This is a genomic window from Planctomycetia bacterium (genome assembly GCA_034440135.1).
In the GTDB taxonomy this organism is placed as follows: Bacteria; Planctomycetota; Planctomycetia; order Pirellulales; family JALHLM01; genus JALHLM01.
Genome location: JAWXBP010000434.1, coordinates 1 through 11,049, shown reverse-complemented (window position 1 = coordinate 11,049; position 11,049 = coordinate 1). Strand labels below are relative to the sequence as shown.

General features: G+C 61.2%; 12 protein-coding genes. 6 read left to right on the top strand and 6 right to left on the bottom strand.

The window, feature by feature from the left end; translation table 11 throughout:
* Positions 1-1,240 (top strand): iron chelate uptake ABC transporter family permease subunit (locus SGJ19_25110; GenBank protein ID MDZ4783540.1); only part of this gene is annotated, 1,240 nt, incomplete at its 5' end.
* Positions 1,241-1,406: 166 nt separating this feature from the next.
* On the opposite strand, the gene SGJ19_25105 is transcribed toward SGJ19_25110, so the two are convergent.
* The 3 genes from SGJ19_25105 to selA form a co-directional block, all read right to left on the bottom strand.
* Positions 1,407-2,528: an SAM-dependent methyltransferase gene (locus SGJ19_25105; GenBank protein ID MDZ4783539.1), complete on the bottom strand. Its 1,122-nt coding sequence runs from the start codon at positions 2,526-2,528 to the stop codon at positions 1,407-1,409.
* A gap of 356 nt (positions 2,529-2,884) precedes the next feature.
* The gene (locus tag SGJ19_25100; protein ID MDZ4783538.1) at positions 2,885-3,340 is read right to left on the bottom strand and encodes a hypothetical protein; all 456 of its coding nucleotides are present in this window, start codon (positions 3,338-3,340) and stop codon (positions 2,885-2,887) included.
* Positions 3,341-3,372: 32 nt separating this feature from the next.
* On the bottom strand, positions 3,373-4,785 hold the full coding sequence (selA, locus tag SGJ19_25095; protein MDZ4783537.1) for an L-seryl-tRNA(Sec) selenium transferase: 1,413 nt from the start codon (positions 4,783-4,785) through the stop codon (positions 3,373-3,375).
* A gap of 130 nt (positions 4,786-4,915) precedes the next feature.
* Here selA and SGJ19_25090 point away from each other — a divergent pair, with 130 nt between their 5' ends.
* Positions 4,916-5,107: a hypothetical protein gene (locus tag SGJ19_25090; protein ID MDZ4783536.1), complete on the top strand. Its 192-nt coding sequence runs from the start codon at positions 4,916-4,918 to the stop codon at positions 5,105-5,107.
* Entirely contained in the window at positions 5,091-5,744 is a 654-nt protein-coding gene (locus SGJ19_25085) for a hypothetical protein (GenBank protein MDZ4783535.1), read from the top strand. The genes SGJ19_25090 and SGJ19_25085 overlap by 17 nt, the downstream gene beginning before the upstream one ends.
* Positions 5,745-5,788: 44 nt before the next feature.
* On the opposite strand, the gene SGJ19_25080 is transcribed toward SGJ19_25085, so the two are convergent.
* On the bottom strand, positions 5,789-6,580 hold the full coding sequence (locus SGJ19_25080; GenBank protein MDZ4783534.1) for an undecaprenyl-diphosphate phosphatase: 792 nt from the start codon (positions 6,578-6,580) through the stop codon (positions 5,789-5,791).
* 456 nt (positions 6,581-7,036) lie between these two features.
* Here SGJ19_25080 and cbiE point away from each other — a divergent pair, with 456 nt between their 5' ends.
* Together cbiE and SGJ19_25070 are read left to right on the top strand one after the other, a co-directional pair.
* Positions 7,037-8,296, top strand: a complete 1,260-nt coding sequence (gene cbiE, locus SGJ19_25075) for a precorrin-6y C5,15-methyltransferase (decarboxylating) subunit CbiE (protein MDZ4783533.1) — start codon at positions 7,037-7,039, stop codon at positions 8,294-8,296.
* Positions 8,297-8,397: 101 nt separating this feature from the next.
* Complete coding sequence (locus tag SGJ19_25070) at positions 8,398-8,694, top strand: type II toxin-antitoxin system ParD family antitoxin (protein ID MDZ4783532.1); 297 nt, start codon at positions 8,398-8,400, stop codon at positions 8,692-8,694.
* 26 nt (positions 8,695-8,720) lie between these two features.
* Here the strand turns inward: SGJ19_25070 and SGJ19_25065 are convergent, their stop codons facing one another.
* Entirely contained in the window at positions 8,721-9,044 is a 324-nt protein-coding gene (locus SGJ19_25065) for a hypothetical protein (GenBank protein MDZ4783531.1), read from the bottom strand.
* 22 nt (positions 9,045-9,066) lie between these two features.
* Between SGJ19_25065 and SGJ19_25060 the strand changes: the two genes are divergently transcribed.
* Positions 9,067-9,798 carry a PIG-L family deacetylase gene (locus tag SGJ19_25060; GenBank protein MDZ4783530.1) on the top strand — a complete coding sequence of 244 codons (732 nt, stop codon included), beginning with the start codon at positions 9,067-9,069 and terminating at the stop codon, positions 9,796-9,798.
* A gap of 192 nt (positions 9,799-9,990) precedes the next feature.
* Here the strand turns inward: SGJ19_25060 and SGJ19_25055 are convergent, their stop codons facing one another.
* Positions 9,991-10,266 carry a calmodulin-binding protein gene (locus SGJ19_25055; GenBank protein ID MDZ4783529.1) on the bottom strand — a complete coding sequence of 92 codons (276 nt, stop codon included), beginning with the start codon at positions 10,264-10,266 and terminating at the stop codon, positions 9,991-9,993.
* Positions 10,267-11,049: the final 783 nt, after the last annotated feature.

Sequence of the window (11,049 nt, the reverse complement as noted above, 5' to 3'; positions counted from 1 at the left end):
CGACACCGCCATCGGCATCATGTATACCGGCGTGTTCGCGGCCGGCGGCATTCTCGCCTCCGTCTTTTCGCACCGCATTCACGTCGATCTGCTGCATTTCGTGATGGGGCAAGTGCTGGCCGTCAACGATACCGATCTCTGGGTCGCCGGCATCGTCGCCGCCGTGGTTTTGTCGGCGGTGTTGATTTTCTACCGCCAATTGCAACTCACCAGCTTCGACCCCGTGATGGCGGCGTCGATCGGCATTCCGGTGCTGGGGATCGACTACCTGCTCACCACCTGCACATCGCTCGTCGTGGTCAGCGCCGTCACGATGGTCGGCGTGATCCTGGTCGTCGGCCTGCTCGTCACGCCTGCCGCGAGCGCGTATTTGCTCTGCGATCGCCTGAGCCGAATGCTCGTCGTCAGCGCCCTGCTGGGCGTGACCAGCGTCGTCGGCGGCTTGTACGTTTCGCTGTGGACCAACATCGCCGGCGGCGCGGCGATCGTGGCTTTTTGCACAGTGCAGTTCCTGTTCGTGCTGGTCGTCGCGCCACGTTACGGATTGATCGCCGGCTGGCTGCGCCGAGCGCAAATGGTCCCGCAGCAGTTGGTCGAAGACGTGCTGAGCTGTGTCCTCCGCGCCGGCGATGGGCATCCCACCCTCGCAGAAGTGCAAGCCCGCGTCGTCGAGTCCCGTCCCGAAGCCATTGCCAAGGCCGTCCGCGCGCTCACCAGGCAGAATCTAATGGAGGAAGAAAACGGCCGCCTGAAACTCACCGAGACCGGCAAGCGCGAAGCGCAACGAGTTCTACGCGCTCATCGTCTCTGGGAGGCGTATCTCGAACACGTCGGCACTCCGGAGACGGAGATTCACGCCAAAGCTCATCAACTAGAACACGTTCACGATCCCGCGGCCGTCGACTACATCGACGACAAGCTCGGCCATCCACTGCGCGATCCGCACGGCAGTGAAATTCCAGTCGATCGCGACACCGTCGCGCCGGGCAAGCTCGTCAAGGTGAGCCAACTCCGCGAAGGCCATCGCGCGACGATCGTCAGCGTCGGTCCCATAGCGGCGAACGATCTCTTGAAGCCGGGCACATCAGTGCGCCTCGGCCCGCGCCAACAAAACGGCAACATGTGGACAGTCGAACTCACCGACGGCCGCAAAATCGCCCTCCCCCACGCCGCCGCCGACGCGGTGACGGTGGAAGTGCAGGAGGAGACGCGCAATATGGAAGCTGGAACTCGGAAATGATTTGCCCGCGAAACACGCAAAACATACGAAAAAGGATCGGAAAAGAGCCGAAGTAATTGTCCATGGAACGCGCGGAACAACTCACAAGTGCATGAGGTTTCCCGTGTTACCCCCTGTATTTCTTGGACAAACCCCCGGCCTTTTTTTCGTGTGTTTCGCGGGCAAACTACTTCCGGGCTCCGCGTTTGCGTCGGGCAGGAACGTCGTCGCGGCGTGGCGGTCGTGATTTGCCGCCGTGGAGGGCTGCGACGCAGATTTCTTGGCGGTTGAATTGGAGTTGCCGTGCGCGGACGTCGCGGTAGCCCCAGCCGCGGATGCGTTCGAGGTATTCCGGCAACATCTGCGCCAGGTCCCAATCCAGCAGCTTGAGCGTCAGCAACAGCCCGCGGATTTCCACCTCGGGATGCGTGACGATCGCCTCCACGGTATCGAGCGTGTATTGCGGCGCGACGTTCATGTCGGCCGCAAGCCAGCGCGTCTTGCGGAACTCGCGCCGTTGCACATCCGCGCCGCGCTTGCGCACGTGGTGAAAGCGCGGATCGTTCCCCACGACGGGATCAACCTCGGCGGGATCGATGCCGGTCACCATCAAGCCCGCCTCCATCAGCGCCTGCGCGGCGCCGCCGGGTGCGCAGCCAATTTCGACGGCTTGCTGATCCGCCTCGAAGGGAAACTGCGCCCAGGCGAGCGCTTCTTGCATCTTGAGATACGCCCGCGAGACGGCATGCGGCGGCAATTCGAGCGACTGCAATCCGCCCGGCAGCCGTGAGACGTAGCCGGCGGTGAAATGATAGCCGGCCCACCATTCGTTCGGGCCAACGACGATGCAGTCGAGCACCAGTTGCCCGGGCTTTTCGCGCGGCGGCTGAGTGAGCCACCCGCGGCGCGGATCACTTTCCGGCCAGGCGGCGAGGATCGCCTCGCGCGCCGCCACGGAATGTTCATTCATCCCCGGCGTGTACCCGTGATGCCCCGGCGTGCATAGATCGCGCGGCCAGACGTGCATCAGCGTATACGGCTGCTCGCCCGTGAGCTGATAGACCGCCTGCGCCCGCTCCTCGATCGAGTCCGCCGTCACTTTCCCCAGCACAAAGCCGTACGCACGGGCGAAGATCGACTCCAACCGAAAATCCGCCTTGAGCGCCCGATCGGCCGGCAACTTGAAGGTGAGGAACCCGGGGCGCGAGTAAGCGAACCGGAACTCCGGATACCGCGCAGCAATCTCTCGCTTGAGCGCCGGCTCGGCGCCGACCTGGCAGGTGGTGTAGAGGAAAGTGGCGTTGAGCATGGCCCGCGCGTCTGTTTACTGAGGAATGCGTCTTACTGAAGAATGCGTCGCATCCATCATCGCACGACCGAAATAGCCCCGATAGGGGCGACAGATAATAGCCAGGGGCGCGAGCCCCTGGGAAAAGGCCCAAAAAAGTAATTGAGCCCCACCGGGGCGACACTTTGCGAATCCGCTGTTGTGCGCGGGTCTCCCGACCCCGCACGACCAACGACCGCAGGTCTCCAGCCTTGTGCTAACCGCCGCCTGCCACGCGTCGTGTCAAAAATGGAGACCTTCGGTCGGGCAAAGTGCGGGGTCGGGAGACCCGCGCACAACAGCGTTGCCTTTCAAGTGCCGCCCCGTTGGGGCTCGAATCATTCGTCGGCGACGTTTTCCAGGGGTTTGCACCCCTGGCTATTGTCTGTCGCCCCTGTCGGGGCTATCGAAACGACGCGGCTGCGGCGCATGCCCACGATGATCGTCGGCGTGAAAATCGTCACGAAGGAAACGATGGCCAAGAACAACGCATTGATTGGCGTCCCCTTGCGGTCGTCGATGAAATCGCGGAGCCCGATCATCATCGCCGTGCTGGGCCAGGGCAGCCAGAGAAAGAACAACGCTCTCGGAAACTGAAGCCAACGTCGCGGAACCAAACAGAAAACGAGTGGACTGGCAGCAACAACGGTCACTAACACGTCAATGTTGCTAACGCGTTCGAGGCAATCGACTCGTCGATCCATCCAATTCCACACGCCGAGCGACAAAGCCGATGAAAACACGAACGCAAACAGAGACCAAAGTGGAAATCGCGCTTCGTCAACATGGGACATGCAATCATCGCCTATGGCAACTACTAACGGCTCTAATTGTCCACCATCGCCTCTTGCCCGCCAACCTGGCTCACCGCCGTCACCAGATCCTGATCCTGCCGCGCGAACACGCTCCGCAAATCAAGCAGCAACTTGCCATCCTGAATGCGTCCCACGACCGAATGCGTGCCGATGCGTAGCGCCTGCGCGAAGCGGTCGACGCTCAACTCCGCCGGCGTTAGCGCCACGGCCCAGGTCTTGATTTGTTGTGTGGGCACCGAGCCACCGCCGAGGTACGCAACGTCCTCCATTGCGGCGGCCGCGCGCACCGAGGGGATCGCGGCCAATTGCGTCGCGAGGCGTTCCGCCCGCAGCTTTAGGTTTTCGATCGGCGTCGTCAGCAGTTGCAGCAGCGGGATTCTTTGCTGAGCTTCTTCCGGCTTGCGATACAACGGCAACGTCGCGGCAAGTGCCGCAAGCGTGAGCTTGTCTACGCGCAGCGCGCGAGTCATCGGATGCTTGGCGATCCGTTCGACCAACTCGCGCCGCCCGACAATGCAGCCGCATTGCGGGCCGCCGAGCAACTTGTCGCCGCTGAACAACACCAAGTCGGCCCCCTGGCGGATACTGGCGGAAGCCATCGGTTCGCCGGTTACGCCCCAGGGGGTGAGATCGATCAATGCGCCGGAGCCAATGTCATCGATCACCGGCAGCGAGTGCTGTCGCCCGAGCGCCACCAACTCGGCGAGACTCGCCTCGGCCGTGAAGCCGACGATGCGGTAGTTGCTCGTATGCGCGCGGAAGAGCGCGGCGGTCGTTTCGCCGATCGCCTGGCGGTAGTCGTCAATGCGCGTCTTGTTCGTCGTGCCGACTTCGCGCAGCTTCGCGCCGCTGGTGGACATCACGTCCGGTAAGCGGTAGCTGCCGCCGATCTCGATTAACTGCCCGCGCGAGACGATCACCTCGCGCCCAGCGCACAAGGCCGACAGCGTCAGCATCGTCGCGCCGGCGTTGTTGTTGATGACGAGCGCCGCCTCGGCCCCAGTCAGCTCTTTGAGCAGTCCCTCGACCGCGGCCATGCGCTGCGAACGTTCGCCGCTGGCGAGATCAAGCTCGACGCTTGCATATCCGCGCGCCACGGAGACCAGCGCGTCGATCGCCTCATCGGCCAACGGCGCGCGTCCCAATCCGGTGTGGAGCAGAATGCCCGTCGCGTTCACCACCGATCGCAGCGACGGTTGTTCGCCTTCCAAAATCCGCCGCGCAATCCGCTCCGCCAAATCGGCCACGTTCGGCAACGAGGCCTCGCTCGCCGAGGTCTTCAACTCGCTCCGCAACTCCTCCAACACGCCCCGCGCGCGCGTCACCACCACGCTATGACTCAGCCGCGCCGCCAGATTCCTGAGCGGCGGGCTTTCGAGCAGCTCGTTCACCGAGGGGAGATTGCGTAGCAAATTGACAGGCATGGGACGCGGGGCTCCGCGAAAGTAAGGTTTTCGTCGCTTCCATTAGTATAGCCGCCCTTAGCTAGCCCCGCAGGGAGCAAGCCGTCCCATTGATTTTGCGGAATTCACCGCATGGCGGTACAATTCGCTCATGTTTTTCCCTATCACGCCGGAAATGCAACAGGCCTTGGCCGACTACTTGGGCGAGCGGCTGAGTTCAACGTTCGCATTGGACCTGGAAGAACTGCGAGCAACGTATGCAGCGCAGGGAGTGGCGTTAGGTCTCGCGGGCTGGGACGACCCGGCGATGGATGCGTACAACGACTATGAGACGCGCTCATAATCCTGTCGATGCAGGCAATTCCCAACGGGAGCGTTTTATGCCACGGCTTACTATGTTCCTTGGGGCTCTGTTGACGATCGGTTCCTTCTGCGGCTGCGACCATGTATTCTTGGATCATCCGATCGGCAGTCCGTTGCGCAAGGAAGAAGGTCGCAAGCTTGATGGCACTTGGTACATCCCTTCCGCAAAGCAGCATGCGACTTCATCGACTTTGCAACTGAAATACGTGTCCGATGGCCGGCTCGTGATGGCGCGTTTGCAATGGAATGAGAAGCAAGATCGCTTTGAAGCAATCGATTCTACGCTCATGTTGACTCGACTTGGCGACCATTCGTACTGCTTGTTCGACAAGATCCTAGATGAAGGAGCTCAGGGGCATTGGTTCTTCCGCTTTCATCACGATGCGAGAAAGGGGGAATTGCGACTCTGGAGCCCAAGCCCTGAGGCTTTTGCTTCTGTTGTTCGTAGCGGACGGCTGTCAGGGACCGTCAAGCAAGACAAGCGATCAATGACCGTACGAATCACGGCCACTCCGGCTGAGTTGCAGGAGTTCTTCAGCAAACCGGAAGCGGATGAACTGTTCGAAAACCCGCAGAATGAGGTTTTCGCCAGACGGCTTGAAGGCTGGAACAAGTAGCAAGAGCGCTATTCGTCACAATGAGTTGCGTAGCTACGAACGCGCTATCTCGCGATCGTCATCTGCCAGGCAATCACCGCCAAGCCCATCGGCACGCACCACAGCGCGAAGTACTGCAACTTGCCGCGCTGTAGCCAAGTAATCAGCCAGCGCAGGGCAAAAATGCCGACGAAGCAGGAGACTGCCGCGCCGGTGGCCAGGATCGTCCAGGAAAGCCCCGCGTTACCGTTGCGGGCGATGTCGATGGTTTCCAAAACGATCGCGCCGCCGACGGCCGGCAGCGAGAGCAAGAATGAAAACGTCGCGGCGTCTTCGCGTTTCAGGCCGAGCCATAACCCGGCGCCGATCGTGCTGCCGCTGCGCGAAATTCCTGGCAACGGCGCCACCGCTTGAAACAGTCCGATTACGAGCGCCTGCCGCCAGGTGAGTTCCTGATACGTCAGCGTGCCGAGCGGCCGATGGCTGGCCCACCACAAGAGCGCCGCGTTGACCAGCAACAGCCAGCCAGTCAGCAACGGGCTTTCCAGCCAATGTGAGGCGAAGACCTTCAACAACATGCCCGTCACGACCGCCGGCAACGTGCCGATGATCAACAGTCCCAGCACGTGAATGTCCGCTCCCAGCAATCGCCAGACGCGGTTCCAATAGAAGGCCAACACGGCGACGAACGTGCCGGCGTGGAGTACGATCGTCAGCCCGAGTTTGTTGGCGAATTTGACGTGGAACAGGCTCTCGCAGAGCGCCTCGCCCACCGCCAGGTGCCCGTCGGAACTGATCGGCAGAAACTCGGTGATCCCTTGGATCACTGCCAGAATAATGACGCTCAGCCACTCCATCCGTTGTCCGCCATGCGTTCGCCAGGGAATTAATTGGGATAACAACTCTACGTTGCCCGCCGCCCGTTGGGCAGGAGGCGTTGTCAGTATTGGACGCCGGGGCCTAGAATCACCGGCACAGGCCGTCAAAACGGCCTTTCCAGGATTTCACCACGGAGGCACGGAGGACAAGGAGACGGAGCGCGGTTTGAACCGCGGAGTCGCAAAGAGGCGAAGCAAGGGGAGTTGAACCGCGAAATACGCGAAATGACGCGAAACGAGGAACTGTCAGTGCTGGTTTGGCTTTGACACAAAAAAGCATGTCCGACTTTCGCGATATTTAGCGACTTTCGCGGTCAAATTCCTCCTGCTCTCTGCGCCTCAGCGACTTTGCGGTTCAATCGGCAATGCCACTCCGTGCCTCCGTGCCTCCGTGGTGGAAGCTACAAAATCTCCCCCCACACGAACCGCACGAACATGCCCGCCCCGACCACAGAACGACGCAAGATTCACATCATCGGCATCGGCGACGACGGCGTCGCGGGGCTGACAAACCAGGCCCGGCAATTGATTGACGAGGCGGATTTGCTGCTCGGGGCGGAGCACACGCTAGCCCTCGCGCCGAAGTCCAAGGCCGAGCGATTCGTGCTCGGGGCGAACCTGGATCAGGCCGTGGCGCGGCTCTCGGCCGCCGCGCAACAGCGGGCCGTGGTGCTGGCCTCCGGCGATCCGCTGTTCTACGGCACCGCGCGCTATCTTTGCGAACGCGTCGGCAAAGATCACTTCGACGTCACGCCGCACGTCAGCAGCATGCAGTTGGCCTTCGCGCGCGTCAAAGAAAGCTGGGAAGAAGCCTATCTGACCAATCTGGCGAATCACGCCTTCGACGCGGTGATCGAGAAAATCCGCGTCGCGGAAAAGGTCGGCATGTTCACCTCCGCAGCCCACACGCCCGCCGCGGTCGCCAAAGCGTTGATCGATCGCAAGATCGATTACTTCTCCTGCTACGTCTGCGAGAACCTCGGTTCGCCCGACGAGCGCGTGACGCAAGGCGAATTGGCCGACATTGCTGGTCACGAATTCGCGCCGTTGAACGTGATGATTCTCGTCCGCAAGCCGCACGTGCCGGACCGCCCCGCCGAAGCGCTCGGCAAGCGACTCTTTGGCAACCCGGACGTGATGTTCCTGCAATCGAAGCCCAAGAGCGGATTGCTCACGCCGGCCGAAGTGCGATCGATGGCCTTGGCGGAAATGGACCTCGGCCCGCGGAGCATCGTCTGGGACATCGGCGCCGGCAGCGGCTCAGTGGCCGTCGAGGCGGCGCAGTTGGCTTCCGGCGGAACGACGTATGCGATTGAAATGGATCAGGAAGATCACTCCCTGATCCTCGCCAACGCGCAACGCTTCGGTCTAACAAACCTCGTGCCCGTCCTCGGCCGCGCGCCGGAGGCCTGGCGCGATCTCCAAGAACCAGACGCCATCTTCCTCGGCGGCACGGGCCGGGAACTCGGCGACCTCGTCGAAGCGGCCTACGAGCGGTTGCGCATCGGCGGCCGCCTCGTGGCGAACGTCGGCAGCATCGAAAACCTGGCCGACGTGCATGGCACGCTGCAACGTCGCGAGTCAGACGTGAAAGTCTGGATGATCAACGTCGCCCGCGGAACGTACCAGTTGGAAAGAGTGCGGTTCGACGCCCTCAACCCGAGCTTCTTGCTGGCCGTGGTGAAGACCGGTTAGGCCGCGGAGGCGCTTAGGCGCGGAGAGAAATGCGCGACCGCGACACGGTTTGTGATAGAATAGGCTGAGCTAACTCGAGCGCCACTTCCGGAGATTTTGAGATGTCAACGATCCAGGTGGAATTGACTGAGCATTTTCGACAGTTTGTTGACGGCCAGATCGCCAGTGGCAGTTTTCCGGACGCGGGAGAAGTGGTGCGCGCTGCACTGCGCCTGCTAGAACGGCAGACCAATGAGGATCAGGAAAGACTGGAATTGCTCAGAAAGTTGTGCAACGAAGGGATCGAACAGCTTGATCGCGGAGAAGGCATTATGCTGCACGGCGAGGAAGAGTTGAAGGAATACTTACATGGCCTCGGCCGTCAAGCGTGCGAAAGGGCTTCCGAGGTCGGGCAATGAGTTCGCCTCGGCCGAAGTACGTATTATCACCGAGTGCAAATGCGGATATCGAGGATGTACTGCGCTGGACGGCCTCTGCATTTGGCGAAAACGCCCGTGATCGATATGAGATACTGATTTTCCAGAGCTTGAAGGACATCGTAGACGACGCGCATCGAATTGGCAGCTACGCGGTTGAAGGATTGAAATCGGCCGCGCGAACCTATCACGTCAGATTCAGCCGCGACCGTGTCTCTAATCGAAACGAACGGGTTCACAAGCCCCGACATGTACTGGTCTATCGCACTCGCCAAGATGACGTAGTCGAAATAATTCGCGTATTGCACGAACGCATGGATCCGGATCTTCATGTCCAATGACTAAAGGTTGCTGATGGCGGAATTGGACTTCCCAACCCTCGACGTCATCGCCGTAGGCGCTCATCCGGATGATGTGGAAATCGCCTGCGGCGGCACGCTAGCACAACTCGTCCGGCAAGGCTATCGCGTCGGCATCATCGACCTCACCGACGGCGAACCCACGCCGCGCTCGCCGGGACCGGAAGTGCGGCTGGCCGAAGCCGCCGCGGCCGCCAAAGCGCTGGGCGTCGAGACGCGCATTCAACTCGATCTGACCAATCGCCGGCTCTTCGACACGTTCGAGAACCGCGTCGCGCTCGCCAAGGAGTTCCGCAAGTACCGGCCGAAACTCGTCATCGGCTTCGGCGAGAAAACGCCGCTCGCCTCGCCCGATCACTGGCAGGCGATGCAAATCACCGACGCCGCGGTGTTCTATTCCCGGCTCACCAAGTGGGACGAACAGTTCGACGGCTTGCCGGTCCACACCATCGCCGCACAGCTCTACTTTTCGCTGTCTTTCATCTCGTTGGAAATGCCGCCCGGCCTCGGACATTTCGTCGCCGACATCTCTGACACGCTCGACATGAAAATGGCGTCGATCCGCTGCTATCAAACCCAGTTCCCGCCCGAGAAGGCGCAGGTCTTCGACCGGGCGATGTCCATCGCGCACCACTACGGCACCGCCGCCGGCTTCCGCGCCGGCGAACTCTTCTCCAGCCCGCGCACGCTCGGTGCGTCGGACGTGATGAAGCTGGTGTTCCGCTAATGTGCGGCGATCGCAAGGATTCACATCGGAGTTAGTTTGAAGTTTTCAGTGTTCAGTTTTCAGTGTTTTGGCTCCTCGTCCTCACTGAAAACTGAACACTGAAAACTTCAAACTCCTCCCCGTGAAAAAACGAAACAGGCCGCGAGGTTATCCCCGCGGCCTGTGCATCGATTTGCCACCATCATCGCCGGCTTAGAACGTATCCAGAATGAAGTGATGCCCGCGGTGATACTTGCGAGCTTCCGGATACTCGTTGTGCCAGCGCTTGTTGTAGACCGGGATCCGCATCTCGGGCGGGTAGCGGAAGTACAGGCTCTCGGAGCTCTTGTAGTAGTCCGGTCCCCAGAAATTCTGCGGGTAGTAGGTGTACGGATAGTGGTAGAAGCGTTCCCAATCGGTCGTGCTGTAGGTGTGCCCCCAGGCGCGGCCGTAGGCTTGCTGGGCGGCCGCTTCACCGGCGGGGAGCATGCCCCACGCGGCGGCGGCGCAGACCAGGGCCAAGAGCATCCGGCGATGCATAGCGTGTCCCCCCTTTGTGCGCGAGAATCCAGGTCGAACTGCGGGTAAACGTCGCCCCAGCGCCCCGGAAAGCGGCCGGCGCGCGAAGCGGAAAAGAAACTGGGTCACTACCGTTCATCGGCCGCCGGAACAGCCGTCATTGAGAGAATATCCGTCAAAAGCGCCCCGGTCGCCGTCCAGCTATTTCGGCTAAGGCCCCACGCCAACAGCGTACCTGCCGCGCTAGGGAATTCTCATGCAACGGCATTTTGCTTGGTTCTTGGACAGGGCAGGGCTACGATGCCGTGTGCATGTCGAAGGCCTCAACCTGCATTTCGAAGCGGCCGACGTAGTCCGAACCATCGCGCGCGGAAATTGGCCGACGGCGACTAGTGCGGCTTCCGCAACCCCCTCCAAGACCAACTCATCCTCCACGAAGTCCCAGAACCAACCGCCGCCCCCCTCCTGGCCATCGCCGCCGCCACCCTCGCATTCTCCACGCGCCGTTCATTCTGGCGGCGCCGGCAACTAAACTCGTAGGTCAGGCACCCCAGTTGAATCGCCATCGCTCCGCAGCGCACTCAAGTCAACCAACACCCGAATCCCGCGCCAGCAAATTGCCTGACGGAAACAACGCTGTTCCCAATTTTAAATCGGTTCCTGACACGAATGGCACTGTCGCTTGTCGTGTAACGACTTGCATCTCCAGGCTGGTTTTGACCTTGTAGCGGCGTCGGCGCGGACCTTGGGCGT

Bases quoted from the DNA above. Each gene is read 5' to 3' on its own strand.
- SGJ19_25105 (MDZ4783539.1), bottom strand. From the start codon at position 2,528: ATGCTCAACGCCACTTTCCTCTACACCACCTGCCAGGTCGGCGCCGAG.
- SGJ19_25100 (MDZ4783538.1), bottom strand. From the start codon at position 3,340: ATGTCCCATGTTGACGAAGCGCGATTTCCACTTTGGTCTCTGTTTGCG.
- selA (MDZ4783537.1), bottom strand. From the start codon at position 4,785: ATGCCTGTCAATTTGCTACGCAATCTCCCCTCGGTGAACGAGCTGCTC.
- SGJ19_25090 (MDZ4783536.1), top strand. From the start codon at position 4,916: ATGTTTTTCCCTATCACGCCGGAAATGCAACAGGCCTTGGCCGACTAC.
- SGJ19_25085 (MDZ4783535.1), top strand. From the start codon at position 5,091: ATGAGACGCGCTCATAATCCTGTCGATGCAGGCAATTCCCAACGGGAG.
- SGJ19_25080 (MDZ4783534.1), bottom strand. From the start codon at position 6,580: ATGGAGTGGCTGAGCGTCATTATTCTGGCAGTGATCCAAGGGATCACC.
- cbiE (MDZ4783533.1), top strand. From the start codon at position 7,037: ATGCCCGCCCCGACCACAGAACGACGCAAGATTCACATCATCGGCATC.
- SGJ19_25070 (MDZ4783532.1), top strand. From the start codon at position 8,398: ATGTCAACGATCCAGGTGGAATTGACTGAGCATTTTCGACAGTTTGTT.
- SGJ19_25065 (MDZ4783531.1), bottom strand. From the start codon at position 9,044: ATGAAGATCCGGATCCATGCGTTCGTGCAATACGCGAATTATTTCGAC.
- SGJ19_25060 (MDZ4783530.1), top strand. From the start codon at position 9,067: ATGGCGGAATTGGACTTCCCAACCCTCGACGTCATCGCCGTAGGCGCT.
- SGJ19_25055 (MDZ4783529.1), bottom strand. From the start codon at position 10,266: ATGCTCCCCGCCGGTGAAGCGGCCGCCCAGCAAGCCTACGGCCGCGCC.